We start from the raw sequence: 20,290 nt of genomic DNA, 5'->3' as shown, positions 1-20,290 counted from the left end.
TTGTGGAGCCGTGTGCGGGTTCGCGTCGAACACCGCTCGGCCGAAGGCCGGTCACGCAGCGTCCCTGTAGCTTGCTGTCTCTGGCGGCGGCGGGCTTGTGCGGAAACGCGCCCCTTTCAGCCAGAGCTTGAGCGCTTCCCAATGGATACCGGCCATCACCTTCAGCGTCATGAAGGGGAAACGCAGGAGGCTGCCGGCGAGGTTGGCGTCGGTCAACGCTACGGCTTTCGCATTGAACATGGCGGCCAGCACCGGTTCGTTGCCGGCAGTCTCATGGATGCGCACCCGTACGGTTTTGCCCGGCGGCAGGATGCGGAAATGATAGCGTAGCCCCATATCCATGAAGGGCGAAACATGAAAGATCTTCGTCCGCGTCTGGCGGACGCCGGCGGCGCTGCTTTCCCCTGCAAGCACCGGCGCCACGTAGCTGTGCCGCTCGCCGAAGGTGTTGCGCACGGCATAGATGATCGCGATCAGTCGATCTTCTGCATCGTAGGCGAAGTAGGTCGAGAGGGGGTTGAAGACGTAGCCGAACATGCGGGGGTAGGCGAGCAGCAGGATGCGCGAAGCAGGCTCTTCGAACCCCGCGCTCAACAGTAGACGGTCGGCGAACAGGCGCAGCGTCTCACCATCCTCTTCGACATGATCGCACTCGTGAAACGATAAAATCCCGGTCCGGTTGACCGACAGCAGGCGCGTGAGTTCGGCAAGATCGTCGAGGCGGTCGACATCCACCAACAGTGTGAAGACACTGTAGCTGAAGCGGTGGCCAAACGGCTGGAGCCTGTGATGCATGACTTTTCCGGGATAAAGCGTGCCGGCCGCCGCGGGCGGCGGGCCGTTGTCTGTCATACTCGTGATGCGGGGTTCCCTCATGCGTTACACTTTTCTCAACTCGTTACCGTGCCGGCTGCCAGCGGACATTCCGGCACAACACGCCACCCAGAATGCAGCCACGGGTGAGAAGCGAATTGTGGGAAACCTGAACGGTGATCGAATAGCTGCGTTCGCGCTTCTCGTCATAGGCGGTGCCGGCCAGCGTGTCCGGCGACTTTAGCTTAAGCGACATGATCAGGCGATCGCCGGCCTCTTCACCTTTGCTGGTATCGCGGATCCAGAGATTGGTCGCACAGATGTTGCTCCCGCAAGGTGCGATCTGCACGCGCGCGTTCCCGTCGTCACGTATCCAGATGCCGCTCGGATCGGCGGATTGCTGTGCGAAAGACGCGACAGCAGTCGATACTACGACGGCACATGCAGTCAGAACGGCTATCCTCATCGGTCTATCCTCGTTGCTTTTGTATAAATACGCACAGGCGGACCGGCCGGTTCACTCAAGGTGATCCGTCGGGGCAATGAAGCCGTAGAAAATGTCGAGAACACCCTGGGAGACACCGGCATGAAAACCGTTACTACGGCCTATCTGGCCACCGGCATCGCTTTTCTGATTGTTGATGCCATCTGGCTTTCGACGATGGCGGGCATGCTTTACCGGCCGCTTCTGGGCGACAAGCTCGCACCGCAGTTTCATCTGTTCCCGGCGATTTTCTTCTATCTGATCTATGTCGCCGGCATTGTGTTCTTCGCCGTGCTGCCGTCACTGGAGAGCGGCGGTCTCGGCAAGGCCGCGCTGAACGGTGCGGTGCTTGGTCTCGTGGCCTACGCGACCTATGACCTCACCAATCAGGCAACCTTGAAGGACTGGCCGCTTTCCATCACGCTTGCCGACATTCCGTGGGGTGCTTTCGTGACCAGTGTCGGGGCGTCAGCCGGTTTTTTCGTGGCAAGCCGCGTCGGCTGATTGTTCGGCATCCGCAAGGAGGTTAGAGAACATAAGGGCGACAAAAGCAGTAAGCGTGCTTGCGCTGATGATATTGAGCCGCGCCAGCGCGGCATATTCGGCCGCGTCATACTTTGCCAGTGGCGGGCCGTAGGCGTGATGCAAGACCAGAAACACGCCGAAGGTGAGTGCGCCGAGCGCCAGCCCGACAAACCGCTCGCGCGGGCGAAACATCAGAAGTGCGATCACTCCGCAGGGCACGAGAAAGATTTCGACGGCCGATGCCGTGCCGAAGAGCCAGGCCGAAAGCACGGTATTGCCGATACCGGCCAAAGGCACAAGCGCGCGACCGACGATGCCGTTCCAGCGTGCAACTGCCGGCACTGCAAGAAAGAACGGCGTCGAAAGGAATGTGAACCACGCGGCGGTGACGTCGGCGCTGACAAGCCCGAGAATGTAGAGCGGATAGAACGGCTGGTTGGAGGCAACCAGCAGCGCGATGACGTTTGCTGCGGCGACGCGCGGGTCCGGATGACGGGCGTAGGCCCGAACCGGCTGCACAAGGCTGCTGAACAGGGGGATCACCGCCCTCCCCCGGCGGGGCGCAGGCAATAGTGGCTGACACCCCATTCCTCGCCATCGCCATGGCCGAAGAGCCCGGCGGTGGCGAGAAAAAACATCCGCCACCGCCGCATCCAAATCACTGCTTCCTGCCCGTAGGTCGCTTCAAAAATGGCGCGAATCTCGTCGCGGTTCCGGTCGAAATTGCCCAGCCAGTCCAGCGCGGTGCGTTCGTAGTGCTTGCCGTTCCAGCGCCAGTCCTGTTCGACGATGAAGCTGTCACTGAACTCCCTCACCAACCCGTGGCTCGGCATGACGCCGCCTGTGAAGAAATACTGGGCGATCCAATCCGTCTTATCGGCGTGGTCGAAGCGGTAGGCGGTCTTGCGGTGCGAGAAGACGTGCAGGAAAAGCCGGCCGTCGTCGCGGATCCAGCCGCGCGCCCGCTCAAGCAGGGAATTCCAGTTGGACATATGCTCGAACATCTCCACGGAGACTATCCGGTCGAAGGTGCCGTCTGGAGAAAAGACATTCATGTCGGCGGTAACGACGGTCAAGTTGCCGAGACCGCGTCGCGCGGCTTCCGCCTCAATATAGTTGCGTTGCGACGCTGAATTCGACATGGAGACGATGCTTGCAGATGGATAGCGCTCGGCCATGAAGAGGGAAAGGGAGCCCCAGCCGCAACCCAGCTCCAGGATGTCCTGGCCATCGGAAATTCCGGCATGGGCGCAGGTTTTCTCCAGTGCTGCAATCTCGGCCTCAGCCAGCTTGGCGCCGGCTGAGGCATAGAGGCAGGAGGAATATTTGCGGCGCGGACCGAGAGTCAGCGCGAAAAACGCCGCAGGTAGCTCGTAGTGCTGGGCATTGGCGTCGTCGGTGTTAACGGCGATCGGCAATTTGTCCATCGAGCGAGCAAATTCGCGATCCGTCGTGCCGCCACCCTTGGCCAGCAAACGACGGGTGCGGCCCACGAGTCGGCTGATGCCGAAGCGCAGGGCTGGATCGGCAATTGGCAACCGCTCGGCGGCTGTGATGGCTGTAACGACGATATTCATGGTGTTTCCTTCCCGTTTTGCGGGCCGGGCCAGAAGGCGTTGACGCGATTGGCATAGGCGGTGAACGCGTCGCCACGCGATCGCATCATGTGCGCTTCGAGCGGCGGAATTCCTGAGACATGCACGAGCAGCCAGTACATGAAGGCCGGACCGGCAAGCGCCAGCCAGCCCCAGCCCCAAACGCCCGTCGGACCGACCGCGATAACCGCATATCCGGCCCACCCGAGCCACTGGAAGAAGTAGTTGGGGTGGCGCGAAAGGCTCCACAGCCCCTCGTCGCAAACCTTTCCCCTGTTGGCCGGTTTGCCACGGAACTGCGCCAGCTGCGCATCGGCAATGCCTTCTCCGATTACCGCCATGACGAGGATGGCAATGCCGGCCACGTCGCTCCATTGCAAACCCGTTGCGGGGTTTCGCGCGGCGATGAAAATGGTCGCGGCCAGGAGAAGCGCCGCGGCTGCCTGTATCTGGAGGAAAAGGAAGAGGCGCGAGCGCCAATTTTTCGCCCATTCCTCACGCAGCTTGGCATAGCGCGGATCCTCTCCGCCCTGCAAAGTACGCCGCAGGATATGAAGGCCGAGCCTGAGGGACCAGAGGCCTGCGATTGCGACGACGAGGACCCGCCGCTGCCAGTCACCGTCCCAGCCGGCGACCGGAACGAGGGCAGCAATCATGCCGGCAGCGCCGACAAGAAATGACCACACCGCGTCGACCCAGCCGGATGATGCGCCCTTGATGACGGCAAACCAGACCGCGGTCATCGTAAGGGAGACAGCGGCAACAAGAAAGATGAAAAGCGCCGCTGCTGTCACGGCTCAAATCCCGAAGATCGGCTGCAACATACGGCCAATGACGTTCTTGAAGCGCATCTTGCCCTCCATGGCAGCGAGGCAGATGCAGTCACAATCCCTGTCGACGACGGGCTGGTGTTCTACGTCCTCGTCCATTTCGGCAAGATCTCCGGGACGGAATGTGCCGAACTTGTCGGAGAACGACCCGGAGACAATGTAGGTGAACTCTGTTCCGACATGCCCGTGATCGGGGAGGGCGCGGCCGGGGCCCACCTTGAACAGAATGAGATTGGCATCAGGATCCTGCGGCACGCCCACCCGGCTCATTTTCATACCGGGACCGATCCAGCGCCAGCGGCCTATATCGCAACCACGCAGTGCTTCTGGCAGGCGGATGCCGCCGATTTCCAAGGGTGCCAGCGGTGGCGGCGCGATGGCGGCCGCCCCCTCGTCGTCGTCGAGCATCGCCAGCACGCCGTTCAGCGCCGTTGCAGAAAGCGGGGTGGGTTCCATCTCTTCCAAAACGGCGCCGCCGAGCGTCTCGAAGTTGCTAAGGCGGGCCCGACAGGCAGGGCAGGTTGCCAGATGCGCCTCGACCACGATGGCCGGTCCCGCGGCAAGCGTGCCGGCGGCAAAGCGCATCAGGGTCTCATCGGTTGCGTGATGTGTGGTGGTCATGGCTTGTTTTCCAGCAGCGCGCGTAGGTGGTTCATGGCTAGGCGTGTTCTAGATTTCACTGTGCCGAGGGGAATACCTAACTCATAGGCGATTTCGCTCTGCGATTTCTCGCTGAAATACGAAAGACGAATGATCGTCTGTTGCTCTGGCGAGAGGGCGGTCAGGGCCTCGCGCACCTGTGCGTCCCGTTCTGCTCCGAGCAACCCGTCCTCTACGGTATCTGGCATGCTTTCGGGCTCGAGCGGCAGAGCGGTAGGGTCACGCTGCTTACGTAAGTGGTCAATTCGAATGTTGCGCGCCACCGTAAAAATCCAAGTCGCGACACCCGCCCGCTCAGGATTGAAATAGGAGGCCTTGCGCCAGACGGTCAGCATCGTCTCCTGCACAAGATCCTCAGCCGAGGAAGACGAGATCGTCCAGCGGAGGAAGAAGGTCTTCAACTTCGGTCCGAAATATCGGAATAGCAGCGCGAAGGCCTGGCGGTCGCGGCCTTGTGAGATCTGCGTCATCATTTCGACAAGCGCATCAGGCGAAGGCGTCTGTTGCCTATCCCTTGAACTCACCACGGCAAGCCGTCGGCCTGAAGGCACACCTTGTTTGTACTCAATCTCAACGGGGCTCGAAATTTCATTCATGCATCCTTCTACGGCGTCTTCTGAGAAGCGGATCACCGGGCCTGGAAGCTCGGGCGGGGGTGATCCGGCCGGGCTTTGTCTTCGTAGATCCTACAGAATGTCTGGTAGCAAATCGACAGCCGCAGGAAGACCGATGCACCGTTTCGCCCAATCCGACCGCTCCTTGAAAATTGCCATCGTGGGCACGGGTATTGCCGGCCTTTCTGCCGCATGGTTGCTTTCGAAGCGCCACGACGTCACGGTCTTCGAGGCGGCTGGCCGCATCGGCGGCCATTGCCACACAGTGGACGCGGGTGGTGTGCCCGTCGATACCGGCTTTATCGTCTACAACGAAATGACCTATCCCAATCTGACGGCGCTGTTTCGCCACCTCGATGTGCCGACGAAACCTTCCGAAATGTCGTTTGCGGTCTCCATGGACGATGGCATGCTTGAGTATTCCGGTACCAATCTTGCCGGTCTTTTCGCCCAGCGCAGCAACATTGCGAGCCCACGCTTCTGGTCGATGCTGCGTGACCTCGTCCGTTTCTATCGTGAGGCGCCTGACGGCGTGCGTGGTCTCGATCCGTCAGCAAGCCTCGACGACTATCTGAATAGCGCCGGGTTCGGCACCGCCTTCCGAGAAGACCACCTCTATCCGATGGCAGCGGCGATCTGGTCAACGCCAGCGCTCGAGATCGGCAACTACCCGGCCGTTTCCTTCGTTCGTTTTTGCGAAAACCACGGACTACTGAAGTTTTTCCGTCGCCCCATCTGGCGCACGGTGGATGGCGGCAGTCGCGCCTATATCGATCGTCTAGCCGCATCGTTCCGTGAGCGCATCCGAATGAATGCGCCGGTTTCCTCCGTGCGTCGGGTTAACGGAGCTGTGGAGATAACCGTGACGGGTGCCGAGCCGGAATGGTTCGATCACGTTGTCATCGGTGCCCATGCGGACCAGGCGCTCGACCTTCTGGCTGACCGGTCGGAGCGCGAGACTGAGATACTGGGCTCGTTCTCTTACGGGATGAACGAAACGGTTCTCCATTGTGATTCCCTTCTGATGCCGCGGCGTGGACGTGCTTGGGCGAGCTGGAACTATCTCGCGCGCTCTGGCCAAGGAGTTGCCCAGCGGCACAAACCGTGCGTGACCTACTGGATGAATCGCCTGCAAGGTCTTGTTAGCGAACGGCCGTTGTTCGTGACACTTTGCCCTCTGCAGGACCCGTCAGATGATGAGGTTCTATGGCGAGGGGTCTACAAGCACCCGCTCTTCAACAACGCCACGCTTACTGCCCAAAGAAAGCTCTGGTCGTTGCAGGGTCACTCGAACACATGGTTCTGCGGCTCGTATTTTGGCTCTGGTTTCCACGAGGATGCCATCCAGGCCGGGCTTGCTGTCGGCGAAGCCCTTGGTGGCTCCGAACGGCCGTGGTCAGTGCCGGGGCATTCCGATCGGATCTTCCCTAATTGGCAATCTGCCCAGGCGTCTTACGCCACGGTTTGATGGTGCGATCCTTTCTGGGCAATTAAGGACGCACTCCGATCGGAAGCAGAACACTCTGAGGTTAGATGAGTGACCTTAAGCTTGCACTCGGCCTCGATCCACCGACCGTCTCTGCCAACCTGAAACCTCTGATGACTCGCAACCTCGTCACTGCCGCCGCTGAGCTTGTTGATCGAGGAGCGAGACGACTGCATCTGACACAAGAGGGACGCACCAGGTTCCGCTTCGCACAAAAAGTCGATTGTGAACTCGACGCGCAGATGAAGAAGAAGCTGGAAGAGAACGACATGCTCAATGACGCGACTATGGCCTTTCACATACTCTCACACGCGCCGTGAGGCTGTCGATGCCCGGAGGCGGCCGACCGACTTGCCTCCATCAGCCTGTCCCAGATGCCAGCAATGGTCCAACGCCTGAATCGATTATAGCAAGTTGTGTACGGACCATATCTTTCTGGTAAATCACGCCATGGGGCACCTGATCGTAGAACCCAGAAGATGCCGTTGAGCACCCGTCGGTCATCGACGCGAGGCACGCCTCGCGGCTTGTTAGGCAGGAGTGGCGAAATCATGCGCCATTCAAAGTTGGTCAGATCATAACGGCTCATCCCTGAATCTGAATCAGGTGATGCGACGACAGGAAAGGCTCGAAACTGGAGTGGGAGCGCCGATCTAGTCCGTCAACTTGGGAAAAACGACCAATCCTCGGCCATGAATTCGAGCGTTTCATCGCGGAAATAATATAGAAAATGCCGAGAACTGGCTGTGTCTGCTCCGATCTTTTCCCAAGACACGGCATCGCGGTCGGGGTCAGGACCGATTAACTCATAGAACTCGCCCCAACGAGGTGCAACACCGCTGTAGCGGCCATGGCCGTCTGCCTTATACCATTCATGATCATTGGTGCTGTCCCAGCGCCAGCGGCTGCAACCAGCAAATCTCAAAGTGCGCCATGTCTCTTCAATTTTCGAACTGGGCTTCGAAAACAGGCCCAAAGCCCTGAGAATACCCGTCGGCGTTTTGTCGTCCACGACCCTCTACGAGCGGAAGCGGACGTTGGCGGAGGAGGCCTCAACTGAAACCTGCGGCTCTGGGGCATTTGGATCGGCCACCCAACCCTGGCCGAGTTGCAATTTGACAAACTTTAACATGCATTACGATTAGCCAACTTGCATAGCCTATACCACTCAATTGTGAGTTCACGGCCTAATCCCCTCAAGGCGAAGTATGCCGCATCGATGCTTTACTAGGAGAGAGTGTCAAAGCATTAAATCGGGCGGACAAATTGCTGGCGATCTTAAATCAAGCCTAACGCGCATAGTCTCGTAGCCAATTCTCAGTGACGTCGTCCATGCTCCTCTGCTTCATCACCGAAGCCAGGTGGTTTTGTTTTTACCTAACTGACGAACTTCTGAATTGCGGGACCTCGAGAATAGCTGAGATCGTGGAGAAGTTCTTTGCCAACTGTGTGTCCGTGAAGGCTGCATGTATGTGGCTGTGGCATATCCGTTGCAAAGGCATTTTGATCTTGCCACCCTTACTCCTGGGAACAAGGTGGCGGTCGTCGATCTGGTCGTTAGGTACCACCAGCCACACCGGTGAAACAACGATTGATCGGCATGTTAATCTCCCCAGAGCGGGGTCACCTTTCCGCGCAGAAAGTGGTCAAACTTCACTGTTCAATCACATGACAGGCCGACGTACATAACAGTCCGCCGTTTTTCTATTCAACGACGGCTCGGACCGTACGGACAAGCTCCTCGGCGAACATCGTAGCGGCGAGACCTCGGCTTCTTTTTTCGCGTTGAACAAGGGAGAGGGTATTTTTACCGAAGGTGCGATCGCGTATCGGCACGTAGGTCAGCACACCGTTGCGCTGCTCCTCAGCGACATCGAACTTGCTTAGGAAGGCAATGCCGTCGCCGGCGGCGGCAAGGCATTTCATCGCCTCGATGGAGTTCGTAAGGAAGGCGGGTTCCACCGAAAGGCCCGCCTCGACGAACGCATCGGCGACGATGCTGTGGATCAGCATAGACTTTTCCGCGAAGATCAGCGGGTAGGGTTCGCAGAACGACAGCGGCAGCGTGTCCATGCCCGCGAGCGGATGCTCGGGCGAGACGACGGCGCCAAGGCGCGTGTCCATTTTCCACAGCGTTTCGAGTTGGGGTGTTGCCGGCAGGTTGAAGGCAAGGCCAAGGTCGGCCTCGCCGTCGAGCACCGCCTGCACGATGTCGCGCACAAACATAACCCGGATGGAAATCTTCAGCCGTGGGTGTCGGGCGCAGAAACTCGCCGCCGCCTTCGGCACGATGCCGCCGGCAAGGCCGTTCATGGTGGCGATGATCACCTCACCGCTCTGCAAGGTCTTGATATCGCGGATATCAGCCTCGACCTGGCTGTATTCCTTGATCGTGCGGCGGACATGGGTGACGAGGATCTCACCGGCCGGTGTCAGGCGCAGGCCGCGCGGCAGACGCTCGAACAGCGGCTCGCCGATCGCCTCCTCCAGTTGCAACACATGCTTGTTGATGGCCGACGGCGCCACGCGCAGCCGCTCGCCGGCAGCGCGGATCGAGCCCGAGCGCGCGACCTCGTCGATGTAGCGCAATACGCGTGAATGCAACATTTACCCCCCTCAAGCGCTCTCGAAAAGCGTACACTATGCGCAGAAAATACCGCTTTTCGGAAGCGGTGCAATCCCGTCTTATGACCTCGGAAAACGCGGGGCAGAAAGCCAGCGAGACTGACGTGGAGGAATGCCGTGAATACAGTGGAAGCCGCTCACTACGACAAGGTGCGCGCGATCTTCGCCATCCTGAACGGCGAGGGCGAAGCCGATCTTCTCTTGAAGAACCTAAACATCCTCGATGTCCACGGCGAGACCGTGTATCAGGGTTCGATCCTCGTCTACGACAAACGCATCATTGCGCTCAATCCGGACGAGAGCGTGCTGAAGGTGAAGGAGGTTTTCGACGGCAAGGGGCTTTATGCTATTCCTGGCCTGATCGACGCCCATATCCACTTCGAATCCCAGCTTGCCCACCCCACGGCGCTCGCCGAAGCGATGGTGCCTTGCGGCACGACGACGATCTATTCCGAATGCCTCGATCTTTTGAGCGCGGCGGGAGAGGAGGGCGTGCAGGCAGCGGAAAGCCTGTTCAAGGATTACGAGAGGCTGCCCTATCGTCTCTACGCCTTCGCGCCCGGCAAGAAGACGGCGGCGCCCGTCACCGAAGCGGTGCTGAAGATGGAGCCGGTGATCGGTCTCGGTGAGTTCGAACACTTCACCTATTCCTCCGGCAATGACGACGATTTCCGGAAGGCGGCCTGGCTGCGCGCCAAGGGCGGTTTCATGAACGGCCATTGGGGCGTCACCGCGCTGTCCGACATGATCCTCAACTACCTGCCGGCCATCGGCTGCTCCAACAACCACGACGTCTGGAACGAGAAGGACATCGAGAAGAGCATTCGCTACGGCTTCCCGACGCATATCAAGTTCGGCGTGGGGTCAAGCGAAGTGATCAAGGTTCTGCTGCGCTCCATCGTGGACCGCAAGTGGCCGACCGACAATTTCATGCTCTGCACGGACAACATCTCCGTCGAGCGCCTTTTGACGATGGGCCACATGGACTGGATCATCTCACTTTGCGCCGAGATGGGCATCAACCCGATCCACGCGATCAAGATGGCGACGTATAACACGGCGCGCTCCTTCCACATGGAAGACAAGATCGGCTCGCTAACGCCCGGCCGCTTCGCCGATATCGTGCTGACCGACAGCCTGTCGAAGATCAATCCGCTCTATGTCTTCAAGGATGGCGAGCTGGTCGCGAAGGACCGCAAGCTACTGAAGAATGCCGAGATCGACTATTCCGGCATGTGCAAGAAGGGCGTTCCCGGCCTTGCCGACCTCACGGACAAGCAGCTCGACATCGTGCCGTTGGAAGTCTCCGAAGACGGCAGCAAGGCCAAGGTCTATCTCTTCGACGTCTACGGCCGCGGCCATGCCAAATTCTACCAGGAGGTCTGGGTGCCGCTGAAAGACGGCAAGGTCGTACTGGTCGTGGACGGCGTAAAGTACAGCCGCCTCTCGGTCATCCAGCGCTATGCCGATGGCAAGCGCCATGTAGTGAATGGCCTGTTCAAGGGCGTATCGATCGATCGCGGCGCGGTCGCGACCTTCTGGCCGGCGCCGAAACCCTATTTCGTGGTGGTAGGCGAGGACAGCGCGGAAATGTGCCATTGCGTCCGCCAGGTGGACACCTATGCCGGCGCCTGCATCGTCACGGAGAACAAGACGGAAAAGGCGGTGTTGCCGCTCGATATCTATGGCGTCATGGCGAACATGACCGTCTCCGAGCTGATGACTGCCGCCAGCGCCATCGATGCCGCCCTGGAAGACTTGGGCAATCGCAATGAGGGCGAGCCGGTCGTCAACAAGCTGCTCAGTCTGTTCATCTCGCTGCACCGGTTCCGATTGATGCGCTGACGAGAACACCCGGCAGGCGCTTCGGTGCCTGCCGGGCACGAAAGTTGCGGATTGACGGGAAGGTGGAGTTCCCCGACATCCGCGGAAACGAAAATTTAGCGCGGAAGGCCGGGATAACGGGAGGCCCCGTGCAACACCTTGGGAGGAAACCATGGCACACACTGCGGCGGAAGCCGAAATCGTCGATACCGGCAGCCTTACCCGGCGCTGGATCATCTATGTAGTGGGAATCTACATCCTGACCTTCGGCGTTAGCCTGGCGATCCGTGCGGGCGTCGGTATTTCGCCGCAGAGCAGCCTGACGCGCACCATGACGCTGGTCTACACGCCGCTCAGCCAGGGGACGTACAATTTCATCCTCGAACTGATCATGCTGTTCCTGACCTATCTGGTGCTGCCGAAGGACTTCAAATTCAAGAACTTCGCGTCGCTGATCCCGGCCTTCGTGCTGGCGGTGTTCCTGGATTTCAACCTCAAGCTCACCGAGTTCATCGTGCTGGAGGAATATTCGCTACGGGTCGCCTTGCTGGTCTTCGCCGATGCGGCGCTTGCCTTCGGTCTCTTCCTGATGATCCGGGCCAACCTCGTGCTGATGCCGATCGACATGTTTGTCAACACGATCTTCAAGCGCACCGGCTGGAAGTGGGGCAACATCAAGACTGGTTTCGACTGCACGCTGCTGGTCACCTCCGCCCTGGTCGGTCTGGCCTTCCTGGCCGAGATCAAGTTCATCCGCGAGGGCACGATTATCAACGCCATCCTGATCGGACAGTACATCAAGCTCTACTTCTTCCTGTTCAAGAAATGGAACGCGAGGAAGGCGGCGCCCGCAGCGGGCACGCTGGAGACCGCCGCGAAGTAAAGATCATCAATCGGACCGAGGCCAGGGCGCCCTGAAAGGGCGCCCTTATGCGTAGCCGTACATCGAGTCATAGCACTTTCAATGCCTTAGTATATCCAAGGTGCAGGACCGCGGTTTATATCCTTTCAAGAGCTCAGCCACTATTGTGTGGCTCGGCGTGTGGTCCTACCGGAGATGCCGCTTGTTCGATGAGCCAGTTGATGAAGGAGCTGACCGAAGCGGTTTCGCGTTTCGCATCGGGGCAGATGCAATAGTAATTGTGGACTGCGGGCACACTTAAGCGCAACGGCTGCACCAGCCGGCCTTCGTCGAGATCGCGTGCGGACACGACTTCATCGCTGAGTGCGACGCCAAATCCGTCTCGGGCCGCCTGGAGCACGATGCCGAAGTCGTCGAAATGCACGTCGGATTCGCCCGCATAGGGAATGCGGGCTTCGGCCTGCCAGCGCCGCCATTGCGAGCCGTCATCCTCGTGCAGCAGGCGGTGATAGGCGAGGTCGGAGGGCTGGCGGATGGCGTTCGGTCCGCGCAGGAGTTGGGGGCTGCAAACCGGCGTCATGCGGATACCATGTAGCAGGCGCCACCAGAAGCCCGGCCATGGCGGCATGCCGTAGACAATCGCGACATCCGTCTTGCGCCAGTCGACGCCGTGGAAATGGCTGGAGGTGAGAACATTCAGCTGGAAATTCGGGCTTTCCGCCATGAAGGTGAAAAGCCGGGTGGCAAGCCACGCAACGCCGTGCACCTGCGGGATGGAGATGGTCAGGGCCCGCTTTGTGGCTCCGCCATAGTTTTGCGCCGACAACTGGCGCACGCCGTTGTGGATCGCCTGCATGGCGCTGGCCACCGCGCGCTGGAGCTGGCTTCCGCTCGGCGTCAAAGCCAGTTGCCGGCCGCGTTTTTGAAAGAGGTCGACCCCGAGCGTCACCTGGAGCGCGCGGATCTGCTGGCTGACGGCGCCGGGCGTCACATGCAGCTCCGCCGCTGCCGCGCTGACATTGCCGAGCCGCGCGACGCTTTCGAAGACGCGAAATGCATGAAGGGGTGGCAGCGCCATCGGTCTCTTCTCTCAATTGATGTTCAACGGATCAGGCATTCTGGTCGCGACCCGGCCGTAGCTGCTCGACCACGCGGTCGGCCAAGGCGCGCAGCACGGGGTCGTGTGCACGATCGACCGGGCAGACGATATAATATTCCCGGGCCGCATTGATCGTGGTGGAAAACGGCTGGATAAGCCGCCCCTCGCTCAGATAGTTTCGCGTCAGCACATCCGAGACCAGCGCCACGCCGCGGCCCTGAACGGCGGAGGCGATCGCCTGTGCGACCGAAGTCACCCGGACACGGGTATTGCCCTCAAGGGCGATCCGCGCGGCGACGGACCATTTTGCCCATTCCCCACCGTCGTCTTCATGCAGCAGTGCGACGGAACTCAGCTTCCTGTCGCGATTGCGCAGGTCGAGCCGCGGAAACAGGGTCGGCGAACACACGGCACAGAGCCGGACCTCGCTGAGCGAGCGCCAATATTTTCCGGTGAACGGCGGATTGTCGTAGACAACAGCCAGGTCGTTCTCCGCCCAATCCACCTCCGCAGCGGTGATCGCCTCGTTGATGGTGAGGTTGGAAATGCCATGCGACTGCGCGAAATCGACGATGGTCGCAGTCAGCCAGGCGATTCCAAGTGCGGTCGGCACGGAAACCGACAGCGATGCGGGCTGGTCACCGGACGTTAGTTTTCGCGATGCCCGTGTCGCCGTGTCCAACTGTCCCAGGGATATGGCGACGGTTTGCGAAAAATCCCTACCCGCCTGGGTGAGGGCAACATTCCGGCCCGACTTTCGGAACAGAATGATGCCCGTCGCATCGCTCAGCTTCTTGAGTTGCAACGAAATCGCGCTCGGGCTGAGGTTCAGTTCCTCCGCCGCCTGGCGCACGCCGCCGAGGCGCGCAGTCGCTTCGAAGGCGGGCAGATATTGCAGGTAGGGCGGGAGGCGGCTCATCTGGATATCCGGCTGATCGTTTACCATTATAGAACGATATCGGTGATTTTAAATTGATTTTTTAAAACTGTCAGGGGTGCTATCCCATCGACAAAGAGGAGCTTGTTCATGATCTCGGCAAAACCATTCGACTATCCCTACGACGGCAATCTCGATGCGCGCAAAACGGCGCTTATCGTCATCGACCTGCAGGAGGATTTCCTTTCCACCACGGGCTATTTCGCCAAGCAGGGATATGATCCCACGTCGCTGCGCGCGATCCTTCCCGCAGTAAACCAGCTCATCGCTGCCTGCCGCGAGGCGGGCATCCAGATCATCCACACGCGCCAGGGTTACCGCGGAGACCTCGCGGATATGACCCCTTACGAAAAATGGCGCCGGCAGCGGTCGGGCCTTGAGGGAACGACGGCACTGCTGCGATCGAGCCCCGGCTTCCAGATCGTTCCCGAACTCGATGTGCGCCCGCAGGACATCATTGTCGACAAGACCTGCAACAGCGCCTTCACCTACACCGATTTCGAGCATGTCCTGCGTGCGCAGGGCATCACGCATCTGTTGTTTTCCGGTTGCACCACCGACGTCTGTGTTCACACGACGCTGCGTGAAGCCTGCGACCGGAATTTCCAGTGCCTGACAATCTCGGATGCCTGCGCCAGCGGCGATCAATATGCCCATGAGGCTGCCCTGCACATGGTCACCGTCGAGAACGGCATTTTCGGCGCGCTGACAGATACCGCAGCGGTGCTCGAAGGCCTGAAAAAGCTGGGAAATTCCAAGGCATGAGTGAGATCCAGAAATACGTTTCGCTGATGCGCCTGACGCAGAAGGGGCTTGCCGAACTGACCGATAGCGCCAAGCGCCGGAAGGTTAGCGAGGACCGCGTCGCAGCGCTCGGCGGGCGGTCGATCGCCTTTTATGCTCTGCTTGGGACCTACGATTTCATGCAGGTTTTCGAAATGCCGAACAATGAAGCAATGATGCAATACGTGCTCACGGCGCGCCGGGATGGACATGTCGAGCCACTCATCCTCCCCGCATTCGACACCGAGACATACGGCCAGATTCTCAACGCCGTAGGCTGATCAAACAGTTTAGTTTTCCTGCAGTTTTTTGCAGAAAACATTTAGCTTGTTTGCGAAAGGCGCTCGTATACGACTCCATAAAACGCGATGCAAGACATCAAAAATAGGGGAACACGACCATGATGAAAGCAACACTGAGAATGAAAATGCCGCTTCTGGCAGGCACAATGTTTGTCACCATGCTCAGCGCTGGCACGGCTCTTTCCGCCGACCAAAAGCCCGATTTCGTATCGGGCGGCGTCCTGAAAATCTGCACCAGCGGTGAATTCCCGCCGATGGAATATTATGAAAATCCGGGCGATAAGGACCTGGTCGGCTTCGAGATCGACGTCATGGACGCCATCGCCAAGCGCTGGGGTGCGAAGGCCGAATATGTCGTCGGCGACTTCAAGGGCCTGCTTCCCTCGCTCGATTCCAAGCGCTGCGACCTCGTCGCAAGCGGCATCATGATCACGCCGGCTCGCCTCGAAAAATACGACGGCATTCCGTATTTCGGCTCACACGTCGTGCTGGTCACGGCAGCAAGCGACACGGAGACGAAAGACCCCGCCGATGTCAGTGGCAAGATCATGGCGATCGAAGCCGGCACGACCTACGAGAAGACGGTCGCCGACCTCAATGCCGAACTGGAGGCTGCCGGCAAGGAACCGATCCAGGCGCAGACCTATCCTTCTGCGTCAGGCGTCATAGAGCAGATCCTGGTCGGCCGCGCGACGGCCACGATCACGCAGGACACGACCGCTGCCTATCGCATGTTGCAAGTGCCGGGTCGGCTGGCCATTGCCTACACCTATGAGGAAAGCGAGAACTATGGCATCTACCTGCGCAAAAGCGATGGCGACCGGCAGATGCTGAAGAAAGCGATCGAGGCCCTGCAGGCGAGCGGCGAGATGAAGGCGTTCCTCAAGAAGTGGAACCTGCCGGAAACCTCGACCGACGTTTCCCACGACGTGAACTGACGAGAGGCGGTTTCCGTTGTTCCAGCTCGACCTCTTCCTGCAGGCGATCTTCAGTGCTCCCCTTTTCAAGGGGGCACTCCTGACGATCGGCCTCTCCCTCTGTGTCATGGCCGTGTCCCTCGTGCTCGGCATGGGGCTTGGCTCCATGGCAGGCTCACCGCGCCGCTCCACCCGCTGGCTGGCGACGCTTTATGTCTGGCTGTTTCGCGGCGCACCAGCCTTGCTCGTGCTGCTGTTCGTCTGGAACGGCCTGCCGCAGATATCCGAAATTTTCCGTGCCGGCTGGTTCACGCCGTTCTTCGCGGCCTTCCTGGCGCTGTCGCTGATCCAGATCGCCTATCTGGCGGAGATCCTGCGCAGCGCCTTTGCCGCTGTGGGACATGGGCAGCGGGAGGGCGCGGCCGCGCTCGGCATGCATCGCTGGCAAATCTTCCTCGTCATCACCATGCCGCAGGCGCTCCGCATTGCTGTTCCGGCGCTGATGAACGAGTTCATCTCGCTTTTGAAGACCACGTCGCTTGCCACCGTGATCTCGCTCAAGGAACTGATGACCGTCTCGCAATTCGCGATCGCCACCAGCTTCCGCTTCCTCGAATGGTATGGCGCGGCCCTTGTCTACTATCTCGTCATCGTCTCGGTGCTGACGCTCGCCCAGAACCGCATCGAACATGTGCTTTCACGCGGCTATCGCTGATCGCTGCAAACCCACGGGTTGGATATGAACACGCAAACCGCTATTCAGGTTGCCGGCGTCAACAAATGGTACGGCGCCTTCCAGGTCCTCAAGAGCATCGACCTGACCGTGAACAAGGGCGAGCGCATCGTCATCTGCGGTCCGTCGGGCTCGGGAAAATCGACGCTGATCCGCTGCATGAACCGTCTGGAAGTGCACCAGGAGGGCTCGATCACCGTCAACGGCGTCGAGCTGACCAGCCAGCTCAAGCGCATCGATCGTGTGCGAAGCGACGTCGGCATGGTCTTCCAGCACTTCAATCTGTTTCCGCATTTGACGGTTCTGGAAAACTGCACCGTTGCCCAGCGCTGGGTGCGCAAGCTGCCGAAGAAGCAGGCGGTCGAGATCGCCATGACATATCTCGAACGCGTGCACATTCCGGAAAAGGCCGACAAGTATCCCGGTCAGCTTTCCGGCGGCCAGCAGCAGCGCGTCGCAATCGCGCGCGCGCTTTGTATGAACCCCAGCATCATGCTGTTCGACGAGCCCACCTCGGCGCTTGATCCCGAAATGGTCAAGGAGGTGCTGGACACGATGATCTCGCTCGCCGCCGATGGTATGACGATGGTCTGCGTCACCCACGAGATGAATTTCGCGCGCGAGGTCGCCAGCGAAGTGGTCTTCATGGATGGCGGCCAGATTATCGAGCGCAACACGCCCGATATCCTGTTTTCCGCGCCGACGCACGAGCGTACGAAGCGCTTCCTCGGCAAGCTGCTGCATTGAGCGAGGCCATCTTGAGCAATACGAACTGGTTTTCGAAGGATGTGATCTCGGACCGTCTGACCCGGATTTACGAGCCGCATGTCCATAAGTTCTTCCAGGCCAACATGTTCCACGTCGTCGGCAAGGATGCCGACCTCGTCATCGATTTCGGCATGGGTCTCGCCGATCTCGGGAGCGCAGTGGATATACCCTCGGGCAAACCCGTGCTGGCGGTGGCGACCCACGTTCACGTCGATCATGTCGGCTCGTTCCACGAATTCGAGATCCGCCTGGGCCACGAAGCCGAAGCCGAGGCCTTCGCGCTCATGCCGGATGCGGATACGCTCGCCGACTATTTTCGCACCCAGCCGGACGCCCTGACCGGGGTGCCGCCCACCGGCCTGACGCCGGAAGCATACACGATTTCAACCGCACCGCTCACCACGATCCTCGCGGAGAACGACGTCATCGATATCGGTGATGCCTGCTACACGGTCCTGCATCTGCCCGGCCACTCTCCCGGCTCCATAGGCCTGCTCGACCAGAAGACGGGAGAATTCTTCAGCGGGGACGCCATATACGAGGGTGGCCTCGTGGATGATTTGCCTGGATGCAGCATCGAAGCCTACAAAGTCACCATGACGCGCCTGTCGGAGCTTGACGTTGACATCGTCCACGGCGGTCACGGAGTGATGTTCGGTAAGGATCGGCTGCATGAGATCGCCGTGCGCTATCTGGCTTCGAAGGAAGGTTGAAGACGTCTAAGGGGCCAGCAATCAATCCTGAGCAATGCTCCGCTTTAGAGGCCCTCAATAATGCTCGCCGATCGTAGGGTGTCCGCAGGAATCGCTGACCGAGCCCGTCGAGCTGACCGGCGCCAAGCAGGCCGTTTGGCGGACCGAACCGTCCCGGTCGGGAGTGGGGGGCTCGACCGACGATATCGGCACACACGCCTATAATCTTGTCACCTTCGTTATCAGCCTGACGTTGGAAAGCATTGCAGCCGATCTCGTTTCCTTTGTCGAAGGCCGGCAATTGGATGGCAATGCCCGTGTCCTGCTGCGCTTCGAAGGCGGTGCAAAGTGGATGCTCTGGTGTAGCCAAATTCCACCGGGTCATGAAAATGGTCTTAGGATCCGTGTCTACGGCGACAAGGGGATATCGAATGGGTGCAGGCGGATCCGAACTATCTCTGGTTCACACCGTTCAACGAGCCGAAACGTCAGCTGACCCGGGCCGGTGCGGGGAGTGGACTGGCCGCGTTCCGTGTCAACCGCATCCCCTCCGGCCATCCGAAAGGTTATCTCCAAGAATTCGTAACGATCTATGCGGAAGCGGCCCGTGCCATCAACGCGAAGAGGAAGGGCGTCACGGTCGGAGACGATGTCATCCACCCGACCTTCGACGATGGTGTGATGGGCGTCGCATTCGTCGAAGCATGCGTCGTCTCATCGAAAAAGAACGGGGCCCGGGTGAAGCTCCGTTTGGAGTAGTGGCTGTTGGTTTCGGCAGGAGGCGGCTCCCCCGCGGCATATATAGGATAATGCGGCCGGCCCGCTTCCGGTGGTTAGTTGTCTGGCGATGGGTTCGTGGTTCGATTCCTATCAACATCAACGTCGCCTATTCCGATAAAATACGGGTTGGTGATTCTTCAAACCCTGAAGCCTGGCATCAGAAAATCGGGACGCGCTCCATGCGTATCGCAGATCAAAGCGAGATCGCGTTCAGATATGGTGGCAAGGATACCAGTGCGAACAAGGCAGGAGGCGAGGCCCGCGCCAGCGGCGCCTGCAATATCGTGTTCGATGCTGTCGCCGATGCAGAGAATGCGATCAGCGGCAATGTTGGGGACAAAGGATTGGGCCTGTTGGTATATCGCGGGATAGGGTTTTCCGAACCACCGGACCGAACCACCGAGCTCTTCGTATACGAGCGCGATGCTGCCAGCGCCTGGCGCCGTGCCGCCGCCCTTCACAAGTTTGTGCCGGTCGGGATTGGTGCAATAGCAGGACACCCTGCGTTCCGCAGCGTTCCTCAAATGATGCCGATAAGCTGAAAGCGGAACTCTCTCCGCTTCACTTCCCGATATGATAACGATATCGGCGCGCGTTGCATCCTCTGTGCTTTCAAAGCCGAGCCGTTCGGCAAGGTTGCGATCGCCCCCGCTCGAAATCGTCAGGCATCGCATGACGCCGGCGTTGCCGCCGGTCTCATCGGCGAGAATGCTATAGGCGACGTCGCCGGAGGTCAGGAAATGGTCGAAGCCTGCCCGGTCAAAGCCGAGTTTGACCAAGCGATCGGCGTTGTATTCGCCACTGCGGCCGGAGTTCGAAAGGATGACGACGGGTTTTCCGAGTGCCTTCAGATGGTGTAGCGCTGCATTGGCGCCGGGATATGCGCCTTCGTCGTCCCGTAGCACACCGAACTGATCGATGAAGAAGGCGTCATAGCGCGCCGCCAAGTCGGCGAGAGTGA

The 20,290-nt window shown here is 59.6% G+C and carries 23 protein-coding genes and 2 pseudogenes; 12 read left to right on the top strand and 13 right to left on the bottom strand.

Annotation, left to right across the window (positions count from 1 at the left end):
* Nucleotides 1-51: 51 nt before the first annotated feature.
* Entirely contained in the window at nt 52-876 is an 825-nt protein-coding gene (locus AC1RT2_RS29275) for a DUF1365 domain-containing protein (protein WP_493107625.1), read from the bottom strand.
* A 22-nt stretch (nt 877-898) separates the two neighbouring features.
* A complete protein-coding gene (locus AC1RT2_RS29270) occupies nt 899-1,279 on the bottom strand; it encodes a DUF2147 domain-containing protein (RefSeq protein ID WP_493107623.1) in 381 nt (126 codons plus the stop codon).
* A gap of 120 nt (nt 1,280-1,399) precedes the next feature.
* Between AC1RT2_RS29270 and AC1RT2_RS29265 the strand changes: the two genes are divergently transcribed.
* Nucleotides 1,400-1,801, top strand: a complete 402-nt coding sequence (locus tag AC1RT2_RS29265) for a DUF2177 family protein (protein ID WP_493107621.1) — start codon at nt 1,400-1,402, stop codon at nt 1,799-1,801.
* Here the strand turns inward: AC1RT2_RS29265 and AC1RT2_RS29260 are convergent.
* From AC1RT2_RS29260 to AC1RT2_RS29240, 5 genes are read right to left on the bottom strand one after another with little or no spacing between them, the layout of a single operon-like run.
* A complete protein-coding gene (locus tag AC1RT2_RS29260) occupies nt 1,766-2,365 on the bottom strand; it encodes a hypothetical protein (RefSeq protein ID WP_493107619.1) in 600 nt (199 codons plus the stop codon). The two genes, AC1RT2_RS29265 and AC1RT2_RS29260, sit on opposite strands and share 36 nt — an antisense overlap.
* Nucleotides 2,362-3,399, bottom strand: coding sequence for an SAM-dependent methyltransferase (locus AC1RT2_RS29255; RefSeq protein WP_493107617.1), 1,038 nt, complete (start codon nt 3,397-3,399; stop codon nt 2,362-2,364). Before AC1RT2_RS29255 ends, AC1RT2_RS29260 begins: the two co-directional genes overlap by 4 nt.
* Nucleotides 3,396-4,211: a DUF1295 domain-containing protein gene (locus tag AC1RT2_RS29250; RefSeq protein WP_493107615.1), complete on the bottom strand. Its 816-nt coding sequence runs from the start codon at nt 4,209-4,211 to the stop codon at nt 3,396-3,398. The genes AC1RT2_RS29255 and AC1RT2_RS29250 overlap by 4 nt, the downstream gene beginning before the upstream one ends.
* 3 nt (nt 4,212-4,214) lie before the next feature.
* Nucleotides 4,215-4,868, bottom strand: coding sequence for a ChrR family anti-sigma-E factor (locus AC1RT2_RS29245; protein WP_493107613.1), 654 nt, complete (start codon nt 4,866-4,868; stop codon nt 4,215-4,217).
* Nucleotides 4,865-5,503 (bottom strand): sigma-70 family RNA polymerase sigma factor, encoded by a 639-nt coding sequence (locus AC1RT2_RS29240; protein WP_493107611.1) that lies wholly within the window; start codon nt 5,501-5,503, stop codon nt 4,865-4,867. The genes AC1RT2_RS29245 and AC1RT2_RS29240 overlap by 4 nt, the downstream gene beginning before the upstream one ends.
* Nucleotides 5,504-5,636: 133 nt before the next feature.
* Here AC1RT2_RS29240 and AC1RT2_RS29235 point away from each other — a divergent pair, with 133 nt between their 5' ends.
* Both AC1RT2_RS29235 and AC1RT2_RS29230 read left to right on the top strand, forming a co-directional pair.
* Complete coding sequence (locus tag AC1RT2_RS29235; RefSeq protein ID WP_493107609.1) at nt 5,637-6,989, top strand: NAD(P)/FAD-dependent oxidoreductase; 1,353 nt, start codon at nt 5,637-5,639, stop codon at nt 6,987-6,989.
* A 65-nt stretch (nt 6,990-7,054) separates the two neighbouring features.
* Nucleotides 7,055-7,327: a hypothetical protein gene (locus AC1RT2_RS29230; protein ID WP_493107607.1), complete on the top strand. Its 273-nt coding sequence runs from the start codon at nt 7,055-7,057 to the stop codon at nt 7,325-7,327.
* A gap of 11 nt (nt 7,328-7,338) precedes the next feature.
* On the opposite strand, the pseudogene AC1RT2_RS29225 reads toward AC1RT2_RS29230, so the two are convergent.
* The 3 genes and pseudogenes from AC1RT2_RS29225 to AC1RT2_RS29215 all read right to left on the bottom strand — a co-directional run.
* Nucleotides 7,339-7,596, bottom strand: a pseudogene (locus tag AC1RT2_RS29225) (transposase); the annotation flags it as partial.
* A gap of 72 nt (nt 7,597-7,668) precedes the next feature.
* Nucleotides 7,669-8,019, bottom strand: a complete 351-nt coding sequence (locus AC1RT2_RS29220) for a hypothetical protein (protein ID WP_493107606.1) — start codon at nt 8,017-8,019, stop codon at nt 7,669-7,671.
* 692 nt (nt 8,020-8,711) lie between these two features.
* Entirely contained in the window at nt 8,712-9,614 is a 903-nt protein-coding gene (locus tag AC1RT2_RS29215) for a LysR family transcriptional regulator (RefSeq protein ID WP_493107604.1), read from the bottom strand.
* Between the two features lie 135 nt (nt 9,615-9,749).
* Between AC1RT2_RS29215 and AC1RT2_RS29210 the strand changes: the two genes are divergently transcribed.
* The gene (locus AC1RT2_RS29210) at nt 9,750-11,477 is read left to right on the top strand and encodes an amidohydrolase family protein (protein WP_493107603.1); all 1,728 of its coding nucleotides are present in this window, start codon (nt 9,750-9,752) and stop codon (nt 11,475-11,477) included.
* Nucleotides 11,478-11,628: 151 nt separating this feature from the next.
* Nucleotides 11,629-12,339, top strand: a complete 711-nt coding sequence (locus AC1RT2_RS29205) for a YczE/YyaS/YitT family protein (protein ID WP_493107602.1) — start codon at nt 11,629-11,631, stop codon at nt 12,337-12,339.
* Nucleotides 12,340-12,472: 133 nt separating this feature from the next.
* Here AC1RT2_RS29205 and AC1RT2_RS29200 read toward each other — a convergent pair whose 3' ends face one another.
* A complete protein-coding gene (locus AC1RT2_RS29200) occupies nt 12,473-13,396 on the bottom strand; it encodes a LysR substrate-binding domain-containing protein (protein WP_493107600.1) in 924 nt (307 codons plus the stop codon).
* A gap of 31 nt (nt 13,397-13,427) precedes the next feature.
* Nucleotides 13,428-14,336, bottom strand: coding sequence for a LysR substrate-binding domain-containing protein (locus tag AC1RT2_RS29195; RefSeq protein ID WP_493107598.1), 909 nt, complete (start codon nt 14,334-14,336; stop codon nt 13,428-13,430).
* A gap of 108 nt (nt 14,337-14,444) precedes the next feature.
* Between AC1RT2_RS29195 and AC1RT2_RS29190 the strand changes: the two genes are divergently transcribed.
* The 7 genes and pseudogenes from AC1RT2_RS29190 to AC1RT2_RS29160 form a co-directional block, all read left to right on the top strand.
* Entirely contained in the window at nt 14,445-15,119 is a 675-nt protein-coding gene (locus AC1RT2_RS29190; RefSeq protein ID WP_493107596.1) for a cysteine hydrolase family protein, read from the top strand.
* On the top strand, nt 15,116-15,418 hold the full coding sequence (locus AC1RT2_RS29185) for a GYD domain-containing protein (protein WP_493107594.1): 303 nt from the start codon (nt 15,116-15,118) through the stop codon (nt 15,416-15,418). Before AC1RT2_RS29190 ends, AC1RT2_RS29185 begins: the two co-directional genes overlap by 4 nt.
* A gap of 119 nt (nt 15,419-15,537) precedes the next feature.
* Nucleotides 15,538-16,377, top strand: coding sequence for an ABC transporter substrate-binding protein (locus tag AC1RT2_RS29180; RefSeq protein WP_493107592.1), 840 nt, complete (start codon nt 15,538-15,540; stop codon nt 16,375-16,377).
* Nucleotides 16,378-16,393: 16 nt separating this feature from the next.
* Nucleotides 16,394-17,071 carry an amino acid ABC transporter permease gene (locus AC1RT2_RS29175; RefSeq protein ID WP_493107590.1) on the top strand — a complete coding sequence of 226 codons (678 nt, stop codon included), beginning with the start codon at nt 16,394-16,396 and terminating at the stop codon, nt 17,069-17,071.
* Between the two features lie 24 nt (nt 17,072-17,095).
* The gene (locus tag AC1RT2_RS29170) at nt 17,096-17,836 is read left to right on the top strand and encodes an amino acid ABC transporter ATP-binding protein (RefSeq protein ID WP_493107588.1); all 741 of its coding nucleotides are present in this window, start codon (nt 17,096-17,098) and stop codon (nt 17,834-17,836) included.
* Nucleotides 17,837-17,847: 11 nt separating this feature from the next.
* Nucleotides 17,848-18,570: an MBL fold metallo-hydrolase gene (locus AC1RT2_RS29165; RefSeq protein ID WP_493107586.1), complete on the top strand. Its 723-nt coding sequence runs from the start codon at nt 17,848-17,850 to the stop codon at nt 18,568-18,570.
* Nucleotides 18,571-18,652: 82 nt separating this feature from the next.
* Nucleotides 18,653-19,308 (top strand): annotated as a pseudogene (locus AC1RT2_RS29160) (Gfo/Idh/MocA family protein); the annotation flags it as partial.
* A 158-nt stretch (nt 19,309-19,466) separates the two neighbouring features.
* Here AC1RT2_RS29160 and AC1RT2_RS29155 read toward each other — a convergent pair.
* The gene (locus AC1RT2_RS29155; RefSeq protein ID WP_493107658.1) at nt 19,467-20,276 is read right to left on the bottom strand and encodes a TIGR01459 family HAD-type hydrolase; all 810 of its coding nucleotides are present in this window, start codon (nt 20,274-20,276) and stop codon (nt 19,467-19,469) included.
* Between the last annotated feature and the right edge of the window lie 14 nt (nt 20,277-20,290).

This window comes from Shinella sp. GW821-FHT11G07 (genome assembly GCF_058808115.1).
The sequence above is the reverse complement of the archived record's forward strand: the minus strand, read 5'-3'. Positions and strand labels throughout refer to the sequence as shown.

What these genes read in the sequence shown, in the direction of transcription:
- AC1RT2_RS29190 (WP_493107596.1), top strand. Translation starts at nt 14,445, where the DNA reads ATGATCTCGGCAAAACCATTCGACTATCCCTACGACGGCAATCTCGAT.
- AC1RT2_RS29200 (WP_493107600.1), bottom strand. Translation starts at nt 13,396, where the DNA reads ATGGCGCTGCCACCCCTTCATGCATTTCGCGTCTTCGAAAGCGTCGCG.
- AC1RT2_RS29255 (WP_493107617.1), bottom strand. Translation starts at nt 3,399, where the DNA reads ATGAATATCGTCGTTACAGCCATCACAGCCGCCGAGCGGTTGCCAATT.
- AC1RT2_RS29170 (WP_493107588.1), top strand. Translation starts at nt 17,096, where the DNA reads ATGAACACGCAAACCGCTATTCAGGTTGCCGGCGTCAACAAATGGTAC.
- AC1RT2_RS29215 (WP_493107604.1), bottom strand. Translation starts at nt 9,614, where the DNA reads ATGTTGCATTCACGCGTATTGCGCTACATCGACGAGGTCGCGCGCTCG.
- AC1RT2_RS29235 (WP_493107609.1), top strand. Translation starts at nt 5,637, where the DNA reads ATGCACCGTTTCGCCCAATCCGACCGCTCCTTGAAAATTGCCATCGTG.
- AC1RT2_RS29205 (WP_493107602.1), top strand. Translation starts at nt 11,629, where the DNA reads ATGGCACACACTGCGGCGGAAGCCGAAATCGTCGATACCGGCAGCCTT.
- AC1RT2_RS29185 (WP_493107594.1), top strand. Translation starts at nt 15,116, where the DNA reads ATGAGTGAGATCCAGAAATACGTTTCGCTGATGCGCCTGACGCAGAAG.
- AC1RT2_RS29265 (WP_493107621.1), top strand. Translation starts at nt 1,400, where the DNA reads ATGAAAACCGTTACTACGGCCTATCTGGCCACCGGCATCGCTTTTCTG.
- AC1RT2_RS29275 (WP_493107625.1), bottom strand. Translation starts at nt 876, where the DNA reads ATGAGGGAACCCCGCATCACGAGTATGACAGACAACGGCCCGCCGCCC.
- AC1RT2_RS29180 (WP_493107592.1), top strand. Translation starts at nt 15,538, where the DNA reads ATGATGAAAGCAACACTGAGAATGAAAATGCCGCTTCTGGCAGGCACA.
- AC1RT2_RS29195 (WP_493107598.1), bottom strand. Translation starts at nt 14,336, where the DNA reads ATGAGCCGCCTCCCGCCCTACCTGCAATATCTGCCCGCCTTCGAAGCG.
- AC1RT2_RS29230 (WP_493107607.1), top strand. Translation starts at nt 7,055, where the DNA reads ATGAGTGACCTTAAGCTTGCACTCGGCCTCGATCCACCGACCGTCTCT.
- AC1RT2_RS29270 (WP_493107623.1), bottom strand. Translation starts at nt 1,279, where the DNA reads ATGAGGATAGCCGTTCTGACTGCATGTGCCGTCGTAGTATCGACTGCT.
- AC1RT2_RS29240 (WP_493107611.1), bottom strand. Translation starts at nt 5,503, where the DNA reads ATGAATGAAATTTCGAGCCCCGTTGAGATTGAGTACAAACAAGGTGTG.
- AC1RT2_RS29245 (WP_493107613.1), bottom strand. Translation starts at nt 4,868, where the DNA reads ATGACCACCACACATCACGCAACCGATGAGACCCTGATGCGCTTTGCC.